This window comes from Pseudomonas putida S13.1.2, assembly GCF_000498395.2.
Taxonomy (GTDB): Bacteria; Pseudomonadota; Gammaproteobacteria; order Pseudomonadales; family Pseudomonadaceae; genus Aquipseudomonas; species Aquipseudomonas putida_Q.
In genome coordinates this window covers 1825923-1842963 of the sequence record NZ_CP010979.1, presented here as the reverse complement: position 1 = coordinate 1842963, position 17041 = coordinate 1825923, and the positions used below count along the sequence as shown (strand labels likewise).

Genomic DNA, 17041 nt, shown 5'->3' with positions numbered 1-17041 from the left:
GATTTCGCCAATAGTGGCAATTCACTTTCAACTTTCTGATTATCTGGACAATAATCCAAAACTATTACTTCGTGTGACCGCTCTGGATCGGTCGGTCACCCTTTAAAAAAGATCGAGGGGCCGAAGCCCCCGCTTGCCGTGTAGACCATCAGGAGAGTCGTTGATGAAAACCCTTTTCGCAGCTTCGCTGGCCGCTGCAGTGCTGGCCTTTGCAGGGGCCAACCTGGCCCAGGCCGCGCAGGTGTCAGGCGCCGTGGGCGCCACTAGCCAAGGTGACATGACCTACCGTATCGGCCTGTCGTTCGACTGGGACAAGAAATGGCTGGAAAGCAACACCGGCTATGTGACTGGTTACTGGGATGCAGCCTACACCTACTGGGAAGGCGGTGACGCCAGTGGCGCGCACTCGCTGTCCTTCAGCCCGGTGTTCACCTATGAATTCAGTGGCTTCACCTACACGCCGTACATCGAGGCCGGCATCGGCCTGGCGGCGTTTTCCAAGACAGACGTGGGTGACCAGCGCATGGGGTCGGCGGTCAACTTCGAAGACCGTATCGGTTTCGGCCTGAAGCTGCCTGGGGAGCAGAAAGTCGGGATTCGCGCGATGCATTATTCCAATGCGGGGATCAAGCAGCCTAACGACGGGATCGAGTCCTACTCGCTGTTCTACAGCAAAGGTTTCTGAAGCAGGGGGCCGCTGTGCGGCCCCAGCCTTTCAGAACGTATAGGAAACCCCGGCCTGCACCGTCCGAGGTGCTCCCGGGTAGGCGTAGGTGTTGAATGCGCCTTCGTCATATTCCTTGTTGAACAGGTTTTTCACGTCCAGGTTCAGGCGTACGTGCTCATTGAGCTGGTAGAAGCCTAGCAGGTCAACCACGGTGTACTGGTCCATGTTGTAGGTGACCGCCTCGGTCTGGCCATTACGGTCATCCACGTATTTCACGCCGACCCCCAGGCCCAGGCCTTTGACGAAGCCATCCTGGAATTCATAGGTGTTGAGCAGGCTGAAGCTGTTACGTGGAATGTTTGCCAGGCGGGTGCCGGTGGGCAAGCGGTTGTCCTTGGTAACTTCGGCATCGACATAAGCGTAGCCGCCGATCACCCGCCACTCTGGGGTGATGTTGCCAGCAATGTTGATGTCCAGGCCGCGGCTGCGCACCTGGCCAGCGGCGACGCTGTAGTTGGGGTCCGCCGGGTCGCGCGTCAGTACGTTTTCCTTGACGATATGGTAGATCGCTGCGTCCACGCTCAACTGGCGATCAGGCGCTTCCCATTTCACGCCCAGTTCGTAGGATTTGCCCTTCTCAGGGTCAAAACCACGCCCCGTCGCACCTGCAGGCGCACCGCTGTTGGGCTTGAATGAACGTGCGGTGTTGGCATACACCGCCACGGTGTCGGTCAGGTCATACAGCAGGCCGAAACGCGGAGTGACACCGTTTTCGCCCTTGCTGAAGTCACCCGCTGCGCTGAGCTTGTTGACGTAGTCGTGCTCGAAGCGTTCGAAACGCACGCCTGCCAAGGCCTTCAGACGCTCGGTCAGGGCCACCTGGTCCTGGACGAAGAAAGCCCAGGTCTTGAGGTTTTCCTTGTCGTGGGTGGTGGTACGGGTCAGGGCAGGGCGCGCCTGGCCCAGCACCGGGTCGAAGATATCAATCGGGTAGGCGGTGGCGCCTGCCGCGGAGCGCTGGATAATCGAGTTGTAATCGTAGTCTTCGTACTCGATGCCGGTCAGCAGCGTATGGGCGAAGCCAGCGGTGTCGAAGTGCCCGGTAAGGTTGAGCTGGTAATCCCGGTCGGTCCACTCCAGCTTGCGGTAGTTGAAGTTGCGCCCCAGGGTACGGCCGTCGGGCTGCAAGCCATTGGCTTCCACGGCATTGCCTTTGAGCGAGCCGTCCAGCCACTGCATGCCGCCGCCCAGGGACCAGTTGTCGTTAAGCAGGTGCTCGAAGCGTAACTGGGCCATGTTGTTGTCGTTGTGCAGCAGGTTGTCGCTGCCTTTTTCCCAGATGTTGGTATCGCGTGAGGCTGTTCCGAGCTGCCCGGGCAGCCGTGTCAGGCCGCGGTCCAGCGGGTGGTTGTTACGCATGAAGTCGCCTTCGAAGATGATCTTCGTGGCGTCATTGACCTGCCAGCTGATGACCGGTGCCACATCATATCGCTCGCTTTGCACGTCATCGCGGAAGCTGTCGCCACCTTCGCCCAGCAGGTTCAGGCGGTAGGCCAGCGAGCCGTCCTGGTTCAGAGGCCCGGTCGCATCAAGGGTTGCCCGGTGCATGCCTTGGTCATCGAACTGACTGCCCAGGGTGACCTTGGACGCTGGCAGTGGCTGTTTGCTGACCACGTTGAACGTGCCGCCGGGATCGCCGCGGCCATACAGGCTGGTGGCCGGGCCACGGATCACTTCCAGGCGCTCGACGGTATTGGCGTCCGGGGCGTTGGGGTAGCCGCGGTTGATCGGGAAGCCATTGCGGTAGAACTCGCCGGTAGTGAAACCACGCACAGTGAAGGTGGTCAGGCCCTGGCCGCCGAAGTTGTTGGCGCGGCCGACACCGCCGGCGTAGTCCAGCCCGTCCTGCAGGCGCGTGGCGCCGGTGTCCTGCAGCACATCCTTGGGCACCACGCTGACCGATTGCGGCGTTTCGTGCAGCGCCGTGTCGGTACGGGTGGCACTGGCCGAGCGGCTGGCCTTGTAGCCTTGGACCGGGCCATCGGCGCGTTCGCTGTCGGCGGTGTCGGTGATGCTGAGGGCCTGAAGTTCGATCCGGGCGGGTTCGCTGAGCGGTTCAGGCTCGGCCGAGGCCAGTGGGGAGACAGCATGGAGCACACAAAGCGAAACGAATGTGCGACGCATCGACGGTACGATCCTGAAGTAGGGCGCTGAAGGAAGGGTGGGCAAGCGCCGCGAAACTACTACGAATCATTATCAGATGCATTATTTTTAAGTGGCACTGGTGTACCAGATACCAGCGGGTGGAAGCCGTGCCAGCCTCCTCGCGGGCCAAACCGCGCAGAGGCCGGCGCAGGCATACCAGCACTCAACCAACGGCCTTGATTGCCAGCACATTGCACAGCGGGTGCTCCAGTACATGCGCTGTGGTGCCGCCCAGGTAGGTCTGCATGGCGTCATGCCGGTGGCTGCCCATCACGATCACATCCGCCCGGCTGTGGCCGACAAACTGGGCAATGGCCCTGATCGCTGCGCCTTCCAGGAAGTGCCGTCGCTCCAGCGGGATCTGGTGATGGTCACCCAGGCGATTGAACGCCGCACGCTGCGCAGTACGCACGCTGCCATCGAAGCCGGGCATGGTCACGGTGCCGGCGCCGAAGTCGGCGATGTGAGTCTTGGCCGCGTCGCACACATGCAGCAGGTGAAGCTCGGCGTTGCATTGCAGGGCCAGGGCACGGGCGCAGTTGATTACCTGCTCATCCAGGTGCTCGCCAGCACCGTGGCTGTTGAGGTCCACGGCGGCGGCAATCTGCCGGGGCAGGGGCAGGCGGATGTCGCTGACCAGGTGCACGGCAACCGGGCTGTCCTTGAGCAGCTGCCAATCCAGTGGCGTGACCAGCAGGCGTTTGAGCACCGGTTCGTGCTGCACGTCCTTGACCAGCAGGTCACAGCCTTGCCGTTCGACGCGTTCCAGCACGCTGCCCAGCGGGTCACGGGTCAATAACAGTTCGGTGGACACGTCCAGGCCCGCATTGCCCAACTGCTCGGCCTCATCGGCCAGCCACTGGCGGTTGTCACTGAGCAGCCGCTCACGTTCGCGGCCATCGCCCATCAAGCCAAAGGTGTCGACATCGTCGACGAACACATTGATATCCAGCAGTGCACCGCTGGACTCCGCCAGCGCCGCCGCGCGTTGCAGCGCGGGCGTATGGCGCATCTGCGGGCCGAGCATGACAAACAAGCGCTTGAACTGGCTCATCTCACACCTCCACGTGTGGCAGCCCCCCGGTTAGCTGGTTCTGTTGAGTCTAGACCCGTGTGCACCCGATAAAACCAATCAGGTTTTTTTACCTGGCGTCTGCTTGAGTGCGGCTGGCGCCGCGTGTCGGGTATGATGCGCGCCCCATCATTGTCACGAGGCCTGTCCCATGTCCCTGAGTGCTGAACAGATCGACGAATTTCGCGCCTTCGCCGAGCAGTTGGCCGATGCTGCCGCAGTGGCGATCAAGCCATACTTTCGCGCCAGCCTGGATGTGGAGGACAAGGGCGGGCGCCTGTACGACCCGGTAACGGTGGCTGACAAGGCGGCCGAGGACGCCATGCGCGAGCTGATCCAGGCCCGCTACCCTGACCACGGTATTCTTGGTGAAGAGGCAGGCGTGGCTGTCGGCAGCAGCCCGTTGACCTGGGTGCTCGACCCGATCGACGGTACCCGTGCCTTCATCACCGGCCTGCCGTTGTGGGGCACGTTGATTGCCCTGAACGATGGCACGCGCCCAGTGGTTGGCGTGATGAATCAGCCATTCACCGGTGAACGCTTTGTCGGTACCCCTGACGGTGCCTGGCGCAGCGGTACGCCACTGAAAACCCGTGCCTGTGCCGACCTGGCTTCAGCCACGCTGATGTGCACCACGCCGGACATGTTTGACACCGCCGAGCGCAAAGCCGCGTTCGAGGCGGCTGCCGGTAAGGCGCGCTTGATGCGCTATGGTGGCGATTGCTATGCCTACTGCATGCTGGCGTCGGGCTTTGTCGACGTGATCATCGAGGCCAGCCTGCAGCCGTATGACGTACAGGCGCTGATGCCGATCATCGAAGGGGCGGGCGGGGTGATTACGGCCTGGGATGGCAGCTCTGCGCAAAATGGCGGGTGCGTGGTGGCATGCGGGGACCCAGTGCTGCATGCGCAGGTAGTGGAGCTGTTGCGACACGCCATGTGAGCCACAAATCCCCGATCACTGCACTTTTTACGATTTCCGGGCTCTATGCTTGGCCAGGCTGCACTAACCCCCGGTGCGGCCGCCGAATATCGACCCGGTGCCGATGGTTGCAAGCTACCCGAATTTCCTCCCGCGCCTGCTTTTGGCAGGCGCGCTCACATGCCTGTGCGCCTGCACCCAGGAGCAGGGCCGCGATATTGTCAGCCAGTTTGGCAACGGCAAACCCAGTGAGTTGTTCCAGACCAGCGTCGACCGCCTGGCCACGCTGTCGATGCGCGACAACTTGCAAAGCCTGTACGTGCTGATGAACAAGCTGTACCTGCGCAACCCCAACCAGTGGAAGATGTCGGGCTACGTGGATGCCGCCACGGCCGAGCGCCAGATACGCATGGCCATCGAACAACGCCTGCCGCTGCCGCAACTGGGCAACCGCCGCGACCTGGCTGCGTTGAGCTACGCCCTGAGCCCGGAGTTTCGCGGTGATCGGGTGGGTGCATTCATCTACGCCATCGGCAGCATGCTGATCACTGCACATGGCGGGCGTACCGAGTTCTACATGACCGATACCATCGACCCGCTGTTCGTCAACAACGCAGCGCGCAATATCGAGAAGGCGACATGGATGCTCAGCCAGCGGCAGGATGCCAATGGGGTGTTGCTGCTGTTCTCCAATGAGATCTCGGAGGAGGGCAGCAACCTCAGCTTTGCCGTGGAGTTCGGCAAGATCGTGGCGCGGCTGGACTTGCTGGCCGAGTTGCTGGATGAGCGTTATCGGCGGATTGGCTTGAATTACGCGCAAAGCCTGTTGCTGATGAACTTTTTGCCGGTGCAGTGAGCCTTAGCCGTTGCGCAGACCCTTGCGGGAGCGGCCTTGTGTCGCGAAAGGGGCGCGCAACGCCCCCAGGATGTCAGCCACCAAGGGCCACTGGACGGTTCAGAGCAGCGCCTGTATTGCCTGCCTGTAACGCTGCCCGGCCAGGCTCATACTGTTGTTATGGGTCGCCCCCGGCACCAGCAGCAATGTCTTGGGCTGCCGGGCTGCGTCGAACAGTTGCTGGCTGAAGCGCGGCGGTACGAACCGGTCATCCATCCCATGCACCAGCAGCACCGGCAGGCCGATGTCGCTGATCTTGTCCAGCGAGTCGAACTTCTGCGACATCAACCAGCGCACCGGCAGGGAGGTATTGGCCACCGCTGCCGCGACATCGCCCAGGGAGGTGAAGGTCGACTCAAGGATCAACCCGCGTGCCGGCGCCCCAACGCCGCTTTGCTGCGCTTCACGGGCCAGTTCACTGGCCAGTTCCACCGCCACCGCGCCGCCCAGCGAATGACCGAATATCAGGCGCTTGCCGGCATCCGGCTGCAGCTGGGCGAAGCGCTCCCACGCAATGCGGGCATCTTCGTACACCGTGGCCTCGGATGGCAGGTCGCCCCGGCTCTGGCCAAAGCCACGGTAATCCACGGCCAGCACCGAGTAGCCCATGGCATGCAGCTGCTCGATGCGGAACAATTGGCCGGTAAGGTTCCAGCGCACGCCGTGCAGGTAGAGCACCGCCGGGGCATTGGCGCGTTTGGCCGGCCACCACCAGGCGTGCAGGCTCTGGTTATCGCTGAAGCTGCGCGGGCGCAGGTCGAGTTCCTGCACGTCGCTGGGCAAACCGCGGAACCAGCTGGCTTGGCCAGGCTCGATACGGAACACCAGCTCGCGCTCCTTGTGCTGCAGCATGGCGCAGCTGGAGGGTAGGCCAATGACCAGCAAGGTGGCGCACAAACAGGTGAGCCAGCGGCGGCGCAGGTGGGTAAGGAAGAGGGTAGACATGTGCGCTTTCTAGCAGAAGCACTGCGCCGGGTGTTGAAAAAGTGACCGAATGGCAGGGTGGTTTGGTTGCAAGCTGTTTCTGGTAGACCCGGAATATTACCGGTCTCGCGCGGGTTTACTCCCGAAGCGGCCGGTACAGGAAAATACTGTTCGATAAACGAACGCCAGCTCCATCTGGCTTGCCCGCTATCCGCCCATCCAATCCCATCGCCGCATTGCTCAACCCCCGCCATTTTGCTGTAGTGTGCCCATCCACCGGTTGTCGCCTGCCCCCGCTATCCGCAACCGGCCCGATAGAATGACCGTGACGACCGCAACCACCGCCCACAAGGCCGTAGGAAGCGGCGACCAGAACAATAACGATACCGAGTGCCTTGCCTATGGAAAGTCGCCTGCTGAGCGAGCGCAGTAGCGTGTTTCACCACGCCGACCCTTATGCTGTGTCCGATTATGTGAACCAGCATGTAGGGCAGCACTGCATCGGTCTGTCCCGTACCACTCATCCCCAGGCTAGCCTCAGCCACCGCAAGTTCGCCGAACTCGACCTGTGCCGCATCAGCTACGGCGGCAGCGTGCGCGTGACCTCGCCGGCGCTGGAAACCATCTATCACCTGCAAGTGTTGCTCAACGGCAACTGCCTGTGGCGCGGGCACAAACGCGAGCAGCACCTGGTGCCGGGCGAGCTGCTGCTGATCAACCCGGATGATCCGGTTGACCTGACCTATTCGGAAGACTGCGAGAAGTTCATCCTCAAGGTGCCAACCCGGCTGCTGGATTCGATCTGTGATGAACAGCGCTGGCACCGGCCCGACGGGGGCGTGCGGTTCTTGCGCAATCATTACCGCCTGGATGAACTGGACGGGTTCGTGAACCTGCTGGCCATGGTTTGCCATGAAGCGGAGGTGAGCGATTCGCTGCCCAGGGTGCAGGGCCACTATAGCCAGATTGTCGCCAGCAAGTTGCTCACCCTGATGAGCACCAACATTCGTCGCGAGAGCCTGAGCGCACCGCAGGCCGGCCTTGAGCGCATTCTTGATTACATCGAGCGCAACCTGAAACTGGAGCTGTCAGCTGAAGTGCTGGCAGAGCAGGCGTGCATGAGTTTGCGTTCGCTGTATGCGTTGTTCGACCAGCACCTGGGCACTACACCCAAGCATTACGTGCGCCAGCGCAAACTGGAACGGGTGCATGCGTGCCTGAACGACCCGACTTGCGGTGTGCGCAGTGTGACCGAGCTTGCCCTGGATTACGGCTTCCTTCATCTAGGCCGGTTCTCCGAGGTGTATCGGCAGCAATTTGGCGAGCTGCCGTCGCAGACATTCAAGCGCCGGGGGTAAGACGCGCTTGCAGGTTGCAAGAACATGCAAAGCTCGTGCAGCAGCAACATAAAAACTGGATAGCACTCTGCACAATCCGGATAGTCCCCCGCCAGTCGTCTCCCTAACCTGACCAGGTCTAAACAATAACAATGGAGACCCTGGCCATGTCCCTGGGATTCGACTACCTCAATGCCATGCTCGAGGACGACCGTGAAAAGGGCATCTACCGCTGCAAGCGCGAGATGTTCACTGACCCACGCCTGTTCGACCTGGAAATGAAACACATCTTCGAGGGCAACTGGATCTACCTGGCCCACGAAAGCCAGATCCCCGAGAAAAACGACTTCCTCACCCTGACCATGGGGCGCCAGCCGATTTTCATCGCGCGCAACAAGGACGGTGAGCTCAATGCCTTCCTCAACGCCTGCAGCCACCGCGGTGCCATGCTGTGCCGGCACAAGCGTGGGAACCGCTCCAGCTATACCTGCCCGTTCCACGGCTGGACGTTCAACAACAGCGGCAAACTGCTGAAGGTGAAAGACCCGAGCAACGCCGGCTACCCCGACAGCTTCAACTGCGACGGCTCCCACGACCTGACCAAGGTGGCGCGCTTCGAGTCGTACCGGGGCTTTTTGTTCGGCAGCCTGAATGCCGATGTGAAACCGCTGGTGGAGCACTTGGGTGAATCGGCCAAGATCATTGACATGATCGTCGACCAGTCGCCGGAAGGCCTGGAAGTGCTGCGCGGCGCCAGCTCGTACATCTACGAAGGCAACTGGAAACTCACTGCCGAGAACGGCGCCGACGGCTACCACGTCAGCTCCGTGCACTGGAACTACGCCGCTACCCAGAACCAGCGCAAGCAGCGCGAGGCGGGCGACGAGATCAAGACCATGAGCGCCGGTGCCTGGGCCAAGCAAGGCGGCGGCTTCTACTCCTTCGACCACGGCCACTTGCTGCTGTGGACCCGCTGGGCCAACCCGGAAGACCGCCCGGCCTATGAGCGCCGCGACCAGCTGGCCGCCGACTTCGGCCAGGCGCGTGCCGACTGGATGATCGAGAACTCGCGCAACCTGTGCCTGTACCCGAACGTGTACCTGATGGACCAGTTCAGCTCGCAGATCCGCGTTGCCCGGCCGATTTCGGTGAACAAGACTGAAATCACCATCTACTGCATCGCCCCCAAAGGCGAGAGCGCCGATGCCCGCGCCAAGCGCATCCGCCAGTACGAAGACTTCTTCAACGTCAGCGGCATGGCCACCCCGGACGACCTGGAAGAGTTCCGCTCGTGCCAGACCGGCTACGGCGGTGGTACCGGCTGGAACGACATGTCCCGTGGTGCAGCCCACTGGGTGGACGGCGCCGATGAAGCGGCCAGGGAAATCGACCTCAAGCCGTTGTTGTCCGGCGTGCGCACCGAAGACGAAGGCCTGTTCGTGCTGCAGCACAAGTACTGGCAAGACACCATGATCCAGGCGCTGAAGGACGACCAGCAACTGATCCCTGTGGAGGCCGTGCAATGAGCCTTTATGAGACCGTGCGCGACTTCCTCTACCGCGAAGCGCGCTACCTGGACGACGCCCAGTGGGACCAGTGGCTGGAACTGTACGCCAGCGATGCCAGCTTCTGGATGCCGAGCTGGGACGATGACGACACCCTCACCGAAGACCCGCAAAGCGAAATCTCGCTGATCTGGTACGGCAACCGTGGCGGCCTGGAAGACCGCGTGTTCCGTATCAAGACCGAGCGCTCCAGTGCGACCGTGCCTGATACCCGCACTTCGCACAACATCAGCAACATCGAGATCGTCGAGCAGGGCGAGGGCAGCTGCCAGGTGCGTTTCAACTGGCACACCCTGAGCTTCCGCTACAAGACCACGGACAGTTACTTCGGCACCAGTTTCTACACCCTCGACCTGCGCGGCGAACAGCCGTTGATCAAGGCCAAGAAAGTGGTGCTGAAGAACGATTACGTGCGCCAGGTCATCGACATCTACCACATCTGATACAGGGTTTTGCGAGCACTGCCCGGTGCGTCATGCGACGCGCTGCGGGCCGGCTCGCCTGCGAGGTGCAACATGAGCTACCAGATCGCACTGAATTTCGAAGACGGGGTCACCCGCTTCATCGAAGCTGCCGGCCATGAAACCGTGGCTGACGCTGCCTACCGCCAGGGCATCAACATCCCGCTGGACTGCCGCGACGGCGCCTGTGGGACCTGCAAGTGCAAGGCCGAATCCGGCCGCTATGACCTGGGCGACAACTTCATCGAAGATGCCCTGAACGAAGACGAAATTGCCGAAGGCTACGTACTGACCTGCCAGATGCGCGCTGAAAGCGACTGCGTCATCCGCATCCCTGCTTCGTCGCAGCTGTGCAAGACCGAACAGGCCAGCTTCGAGGCCGCCATCAGCGATGTGCGCCAACTGTCGGCCAGCACCATTGCCCTGTCTATCAAGGGTGAAGCGTTAAGCCGCCTTGCCTTCCTGCCGGGGCAGTACGTCAACCTCAAGGTGCCGGGCAGCGAGCAGAGCCGCGCCTATTCGTTCAGTTCGTTGCAGAAGGGCGGCGAAGTCAGCTTCCTGATCCGCAACGTACCGGGCGGGTTGATGAGCAGCTTCCTGACCAACCTGGCGAAAGCCGGCGACAGCATGAGCCTGGCCGGGCCGCTGGGCAGCTTCTACCTGCGGCCGATCCAGCGCCCGCTGTTGCTGTTGGCCGGCGGTACCGGCCTGGCACCGTTCACCGCGATGCTGGAGAAAATCGCCGAGCAGGGCAGTGAGCACCCGCTGCACCTGATCTATGGCGTGACCAACGACTTCGACCTGGTCGAGCTCGACCGCCTGCAAGCACTGGCGGCGCGCATCCCCAACTTTACCTACAGCGCTTGTGTGGCCAACCCGGACAGCCAGTACCCACAAAAGGGCTACGTGACCCAGCACATCGAGCCACGCCACCTCAACGACGGTGATGTGGATGTGTACCTGTGCGGGCCGCCGCCGATGGTCGAGGCGGTCAGCCAGTACGTGCGCGAGCAGGGCATTACCCCGGCCAACTTCTACTACGAGAAGTTCGCGGCAGCGGCCTGACAGATCGCCGGGGCCGCGCTGCGGCCCTTTCGCGACGCAAGGCCGCTCCTACAGGGAAACACGATCCATGTAGGAGCGGCCTTGCGTCGCGATGGAGGGCGCAGCCCTCCCAATTGCCATTAACCGGGTCAAGCAGGAAAAACATATGAACAACAGATTCCAAGGCAAGGTCGCCCTGGTCACCGGTGCCGCGCAAGGCATCGGCCGGGGCGTGTGCTGGCGGCTCAAGGCCGAAGGCGCGCAAGTGGTGGCGGTCGACCGTTCCGAACTGGTCCACGAGCTGGCTGGCGAAGGCATGCTCACCCTCACCGCCGACCTGGAGCAACACACCGACTGCGCCCGGGTCATGGCCAGTGCGGTGGAAACCTTTGGCCGCCTCGACATCCTGGTCAATAACGTAGGCGGCACTATCTGGGCCAAGCCTTTCGAACACTACGAGGTCGAGCAGATCGAGGCCGAAGTGCGCCGTTCGCTGTTCCCCACCCTGTGGTGCTGCCACGCCGCGCTGCCCTACATGCTTGAACGCGGCAGCGGCGCCATCGTCAACGTTTCGTCCATCGCCACCCGTGGCGTTAACCGTGTGCCCTATGGCGCTGCCAAAGGCGGCGTCAATGCACTTACCGCCTGCCTGGCCTTCGAAACTGCTGGCCGTGGCATCCGTGTCAACGCCACCGCGCCCGGCGGCACCGAAGCGCCGCCCCGGCGCGTACCACGCAACAGTGCAGAGCAGAGCGAGCAGGAAAAACACTGGTACCAGCAGATCGTCGACCAGACCCTCGACAGCAGCCTGATGCACCGCTACGGCAGCATCGACGAGCAAGTGGGCGCGATCCTGTTCCTGGCGTCGGACGAGGCCTCGTACATCACCGGCGTGACCCTGCCGGTAGGGGGCGGCGACCTCGGTTGAGCAGCAACCTCACGGCAACAGCTTTCCTCCACAACAAAAACAAGAGCGACAGATGCCATGCGAACCCTTGACGTACACCCGATCATCGATAACGCGCGTTTCACCCCGTTCCACTGGATGGTCATGGCCTGGTGCGGCCTGCTGCTGATCTTCGACGGGTATGACCTGTTCATCTACGGCGTGGTACTGCCGGTCATCATGAAAGAATGGGGCCTGACCCCGCTGCAGGCCGGTGCGCTGGGCAGTTACGCGCTGTTCGGCATGATGTTCGGCGCCCTGGCTTTCGGCAGTTTGGCCGATCGCATCGGGCGCAAGAAGGGCATTGCCATCTGTTTCGCCTTGTTCTCGGGGGCGACCATCCTCAATGGCTTCGCCACTAGCCCGAGCGAGTTTGGCATCTACCGCTTCATTGCCGGCCTGGGCTGTGGCGGCCTGATGCCCAACGCTGTGGCGCTGATGAACGAGTACGCGCCCAAGCGCCTGCGCAGTACGCTGGTGGCGATCATGTTCAGCGGTTATTCGGTGGGCGGCATGCTTTCGGCGGGCGTTGGCATCTTCATGCTGCCGCGCTTCGGTTGGGAGTCGATGTTCTTCGCAGCTGCAGTGCCACTGTTGCTGTTGCCGGTGATCCTCTACTACCTGCCGGAATCCATCGGCTTTCTGGTGCGCCAGGGCCGCAGCGATGAAGCGCGCAAACTGCTCAAGCGGTTGGACCCGGACTGCGATGTGCAGGCCGATGACGTACTGCAGGCGGCTGACCGCAAAGGCAGCGGGGCCTCGGTACTGGAGCTGTTCCGCAACGGCCTGGCCGTTCGCACCCTGGCGTTGTGGCTGGCGTTCTTCTGCTGCCTGCTGATGGTTTACGCACTCAGCTCGTGGCTGCCGAAACTGATGGCCAATGCTGGCTACAGCCTTGGGTCCAGCCTGTCGTTCCTGCTGGCGTTGAACTTTGGCGGCATGGCCGGGGCGATCCTCGGTGGCTGGCTGGGCGACCGTTACAACCTGGTCAAGGTCAAGGTGGCGTTCTTCATTGCCGCCGCATTGTCGATCAGTTTGCTGGGCGTCAACAGCCCGATGCCGGTGTTGTACCTGCTGATCTTCATTGCCGGCGCCACCACCATTGGTACGCAGATCCTGCTGTATGCCGGCGCTGCGCAAATGTATGGGCTGTCGGTGCGTTCCACGGGGCTTGGCTGGGCCTCGGGTATCGGCCGCAACGGCGCCATCGTCGGCCCCTTGCTGGGCGGCGCACTGATGGGCATCAACCTGCCCCTGCAACTCAACTTCATCGCCTTCGCCGTCCCTGGCGCGATTGCCGCCCTGGCCATGGCCGTGCACCTGGCCAGCGGCCGTCGGCAAGCCCAGGCCATGACGGCGCAGGCGTAACCCGAAAATAACAAGATGAGGTAACCCCGCATGACCGTGAAAATTTCTCACACTGCCGAGGTCCAGCGGTTTTTCGAGGAGGCCGCAGGCTTTGCCAACAATGATGGCAACCCACGCCTGAAGCGTATTGTGCAACGCGTGCTGCAAGACACCGCGCGGTTGATCGAAGACCTGGAAGTCAGCGAGGACGAGTTCTGGCATGCCGTCGACTACCTCAATCGCCTGGGCGGGCGCGGCGAGGCCGGGCTGCTGGTGGCGGGCCTGGGCATCGAGCACTTCCTTGACCTGTTGCAGGACGCCAAGGACCAGCAGGCAGGGCTTGCCGGCGGTACGCCACGCACCATCGAAGGCCCGCTGTATGTGGCGGGCGCGCCCATCGCCCACGGCGAAGTGCGCATGGACGATGGCAGTGAAGACGGCGTGGCCACGCTGATGCATCTGGAAGGCCAGGTATTCGACCCGCTAGGGCAACCGCTGGCAGGGGCCACCGTCGACCTGTGGCATGCCAATACCCGTGGCACCTATTCGTTCTTCGACCAGAGCCAGTCCGATTACAACCTGCGCCGTCGCATCGTCACCGATGCCGAAGGGCGTTACCGCGCACGCTCCATCGTGCCGTCGGGTTACGGATGCGACCCACAGGGGCCGACCCAAGAGTGCCTGGACCTGCTGGGCCGCCATGGCCAGCGCCCGGCGCACGTGCACTTCTTCATCTCGGCACCGGGGCATCGGCACCTGACCACGCAGATCAACCTGTCGGGGGACACGTACCTGTGGGATGACTTTGCCTATGCCACGCGCGATGGGCTGGTGGGGGAGGTGGTGTTTGTCGAAGGGCCGGCGGGGCGGCATGCGCAGCTGAAGTTCGATTTCCAGCTGCAGCAGGCCCAGGGCAGCACAGATGAGCAGCGCAGTGCACGGCCACGGGCTTTGCAGGAGGCCTGATACACCGAGTTGGCTTCTTCGCGGGCTTGCCCGCCCCCACAGGGGGCGCGGGAACCCGGGGCAGTGCACCGGACCTGTGGGAGCGGGCAAGCCCGCGAAGACGCCAACACCAGAACAAGAGCCAGCCACAAAGGCCGGCCGATGCCTTGCGAGATGCGCCATGAAAACCCTGATCAAGGACAGCTCCCTGTCCGCCATCGTCGCTGGCTGCATCGCCACGATGATCTCTTACGCCGGCCCGCTGGTGATCATTTTCCACGCCGCCGAAGCTGCCGGGCTGTCCCACAAGCAGTTGTCATCCTGGGTGTGGGCGGTGTCCATGGGCAGTGCCGTGCTCGGTGCGCTGCTCAGCCTGCGCTACCGTGTGCCGGTAGTAATCGCCTGGTCGATCCCGGGCTCGGCGCTGCTGGTCACGGCTTTGCCGCAACTCGGCCTGGAACAGGCCGTGGGTGCCTACCTGGTGGCCAACCTGGTCCTGCTGCTGATCGGCATCAGCGGGGCCTTCGACCGCATCATCGCGCGGCTGCCGGGGTCTATCGCCGCTGGCATGCAGGCCGGCATCCTGTTCAGTTTCGGTATCGAGGTGTTCCGCGCCTTGCCAGTGCAGCCGTTGCTGGTGTTGGCGATGTTTGTCACCTACGTGCTGATGCGCCGGGTACAGCCGCGTTATGCGGTGGCTGCGGTGCTGTGCGTGGGCACCCTGGTGGCTGTTGCCAGCGGTGCATTCCGTAGCGAGGCACTGGTGCTGGAGCTGGCCTCACCGCAGTGGATCACGCCGCAGTTCAGCCTGCCGGCGGTATTCAGCCTGGCGCTGCCGATGGTGCTGGTGGCGCTGACCGGGCAGTTCATGCCGGGCATGGCGGTGCTGCGCAATGCGGGTTACCCCACACCGGCCAGCCCGTTGATCAGCGCCAGTGCCCTGGCCGGTGCCGTGCTGGCGCCGTTCGGCTGCCACGGGCTGAACCTGGCGGCGGTTACCGCCAGCCTGTGCACCGGCCATGAGGCCCATGAAAACCCTCGGCGGCGCTATGTGGCGGCGGTGGCTGGCAGCGCGCTGTACCTGCTGCTGGGCATCGCCGGTGCCACGTTGATGTCACTGTTCGCAGCCTTTCCCGCTGCGCTGATCGCTGCCCTGGCCGGGCTTGCCCTGTATGGCGCCATCAGCGAAGCCCTGGCCCGCAGCCTGGCCGAGCCAGGCGAGCGCGATGCAGGCCTGTTCACTTTCCTGGTCACTGCTTCGGGGGTGGCCTTTCTTGGCCTGTCGGCGGCGTTCTGGGGGCTGCTGTTCGGCCTGCTGGCCCATGCGCTGCTCAGGTTGCGCCAGCCACGTACCCGGGAGGTGCTGCGCCGTACCCCATGAGCCGTCGTGTTCCCAACGCTTTATCCATAAAAACAAGATCAAGAGAGCTTCGGAATGAATCACACCCCTTGCGTTGCCCTGGGCCTGACTTTGCTCAGCCAACCATTGCTGGCCGCCGAAGGCGGTTTCTTCGAGGATTCGAAGGCCACCCTGAGTGCCCGCAACTATTACTTCAGCCGCGATTTCTCCGATATTGTCGGGGCCAACAGGCAGTCCAAGGCCGAGGAGTGGGCCCAAGGCTTCATCCTCGACTTCAAGAGCGGCTACACCCCAGGTACGGTCGGCTTTGGCGTCGATGCCCTCGGCCTGTTGGGCATAAAGCTGGACAGCAGCCCCGACCGCATCAACACCGGCCTGCTACCGGTACATGGCGACGGCCGTGCTGCCGACGAGTACAGCCGCCTTGCGCCCACTTTCAAGGCTCGCCTGTCGAAGACCGAACTGCGCGTCGGTGAACTGCAACCGAACCTTCCGGTACTGACATTTAGCGACATCCGCCTGCTGCCGCCGACCTACCAGGGCGCCAGCTTGAGTTCGTCGGAAATTGACGGGCTGACCGTGCAGGCCGGGCATCTGAAAGGCACCCACCTGCGCAACGAAGGCGGCGACGGCAAGATGAACGCGATGCTCGGCCATGTGCCGATGCGCCAGGCCGAGAGCGATGCCTTCAACTATGTGGGCGGGGATTATGCGTTCAATGCCAACCAGAGCAGCGTCAGCCTGTGGTACGGGCAACTGGAAGATATCTACGAACAGGGTTTTGTCGGCCTCAAGCACAGCAAGCCTGTGGGCGACTGGGTGCTCAGCGCCAATCTGGGCTACTTCACCGCGCGTGAGGATGGCAATGCGTTGCTCGGCAACATCGACAACCAGGCGTTCTTCTCCATGTTCACCGCCCGGCATGGCGGGCACAGCTTCCATGCGGGCTACCAGGGCATCTATGGCGACAGCCCGTTCCCACGGGTGTTCGCCAATATTTCGCCGCTGGGTAACGAGGTGCCGACCTATGAGTTTGCTTACACCGACGAGCGCTCGTACCAGGTGCGCTACGACTACAACTTTGCCGCCATGGGTGTGCCGGGCCTGACGGCGACCGTGCGCTACATAACCGGTAACAATGTCGATACCGGGCTGGGCTATGAAGGCCGTGATCGCGAACGCGACCTGGACATCGGTTATGCGGTACAGAGCGGGGCACTGAAAGGGCTGGGGATTCGGGTAAGGAACGCGATGGCCCGTTCCAACTACCGCAGCGATATCGACGAGAACCGGCTGACCCTGGTGTACAGTTGGCAGTTGTTCTGAATCACCTAGGGGCAACCGGAGGGGA

Annotated in this window: 15 protein-coding genes; 12 read left to right on the top strand and 3 right to left on the bottom strand. The window is 62.6% G+C overall.

Translation table 11 applies throughout. The features are described 5' to 3' along the window. The first annotated feature begins 163 nt into the window (after window positions 1-163). Window positions 164-685, top strand: a complete 522-nt coding sequence (locus tag N805_RS08375; RefSeq protein ID WP_028613966.1) for an acyloxyacyl hydrolase — start codon at window positions 164-166, stop codon at window positions 683-685. Between the two features lie 30 nt (window positions 686-715). On the opposite strand, the gene N805_RS08370 is transcribed toward N805_RS08375, so the two are convergent. Then, on the bottom strand, window positions 716-2851 hold the full coding sequence (locus N805_RS08370) for a TonB-dependent siderophore receptor (RefSeq protein WP_028613967.1): 2136 nt from the start codon (window positions 2849-2851) through the stop codon (window positions 716-718). Between the two features lie 184 nt (window positions 2852-3035). Continuing rightward, window positions 3036-3926 (bottom strand): universal stress protein, encoded by an 891-nt coding sequence (locus tag N805_RS08365; RefSeq protein ID WP_028613968.1) that lies wholly within the window; start codon window positions 3924-3926, stop codon window positions 3036-3038. Between the two features lie 169 nt (window positions 3927-4095). Here N805_RS08365 and hisN point away from each other — a divergent pair, with 169 nt between their 5' ends. Beyond that, complete coding sequence (gene hisN, locus N805_RS08360) at window positions 4096-4887, top strand: histidinol-phosphatase (RefSeq protein WP_028613969.1); 792 nt, start codon at window positions 4096-4098, stop codon at window positions 4885-4887. Window positions 4888-4990: 103 nt separating this feature from the next. Then, window positions 4991-5722 carry a hypothetical protein gene (locus N805_RS08355; RefSeq protein WP_028613970.1) on the top strand — a complete coding sequence of 244 codons (732 nt, stop codon included), beginning with the start codon at window positions 4991-4993 and terminating at the stop codon, window positions 5720-5722. A gap of 99 nt (window positions 5723-5821) precedes the next feature. Here the strand turns inward: N805_RS08355 and N805_RS08350 are convergent, their stop codons facing one another. After that, entirely contained in the window at window positions 5822-6706 is an 885-nt protein-coding gene (locus N805_RS08350; protein ID WP_028613971.1) for an alpha/beta hydrolase, read from the bottom strand. A gap of 380 nt (window positions 6707-7086) precedes the next feature. Here N805_RS08350 and benR point away from each other — a divergent pair, with 380 nt between their 5' ends. The 9 genes from benR (at window position 7087) to N805_RS08305 (ending at window position 17016) form a co-directional block, all read left to right on the top strand. Continuing rightward, window positions 7087-8043, top strand: coding sequence for a benABC operon transcriptional activator BenR (gene benR / locus N805_RS08345; protein ID WP_028613972.1), 957 nt, complete (start codon window positions 7087-7089; stop codon window positions 8041-8043). A gap of 146 nt (window positions 8044-8189) precedes the next feature. Next, window positions 8190-9548, top strand: coding sequence for a benzoate 1,2-dioxygenase large subunit (gene benA / locus N805_RS08340; protein ID WP_016487229.1), 1359 nt, complete (start codon window positions 8190-8192; stop codon window positions 9546-9548). Beyond that, on the top strand, window positions 9545-10030 hold the full coding sequence (gene benB, locus N805_RS08335; RefSeq protein ID WP_004374327.1) for a benzoate 1,2-dioxygenase small subunit: 486 nt from the start codon (window positions 9545-9547) through the stop codon (window positions 10028-10030). The genes benA and benB overlap by 4 nt, the downstream gene beginning before the upstream one ends. 72 nt (window positions 10031-10102) lie before the next feature. Next, window positions 10103-11113, top strand: a complete 1011-nt coding sequence (benC, locus tag N805_RS08330) for a benzoate 1,2-dioxygenase electron transfer component BenC (RefSeq protein ID WP_028613973.1) — start codon at window positions 10103-10105, stop codon at window positions 11111-11113. Window positions 11114-11258: 145 nt separating this feature from the next. Continuing rightward, on the top strand, window positions 11259-12020 hold the full coding sequence (locus N805_RS08325; RefSeq protein WP_028613974.1) for a 1,6-dihydroxycyclohexa-2,4-diene-1-carboxylate dehydrogenase: 762 nt from the start codon (window positions 11259-11261) through the stop codon (window positions 12018-12020). A gap of 57 nt (window positions 12021-12077) precedes the next feature. Beyond that, window positions 12078-13406, top strand: coding sequence for an MFS transporter (locus N805_RS08320; RefSeq protein WP_028613975.1), 1329 nt, complete (start codon window positions 12078-12080; stop codon window positions 13404-13406). Between the two features lie 30 nt (window positions 13407-13436). Next, on the top strand, window positions 13437-14351 hold the full coding sequence (gene catA, locus N805_RS08315) for a catechol 1,2-dioxygenase (RefSeq protein WP_028613976.1): 915 nt from the start codon (window positions 13437-13439) through the stop codon (window positions 14349-14351). Between the two features lie 160 nt (window positions 14352-14511). Beyond that, window positions 14512-15711 carry a benzoate/H(+) symporter BenE family transporter gene (locus N805_RS08310; RefSeq protein WP_028613977.1) on the top strand — a complete coding sequence of 400 codons (1200 nt, stop codon included), beginning with the start codon at window positions 14512-14514 and terminating at the stop codon, window positions 15709-15711. Window positions 15712-15765: 54 nt separating this feature from the next. Beyond that, window positions 15766-17016, top strand: a complete 1251-nt coding sequence (locus N805_RS08305; RefSeq protein ID WP_028613978.1) for an OprD family porin — start codon at window positions 15766-15768, stop codon at window positions 17014-17016. The last annotated feature ends 25 nt before the right edge of the window (window positions 17017-17041 follow it).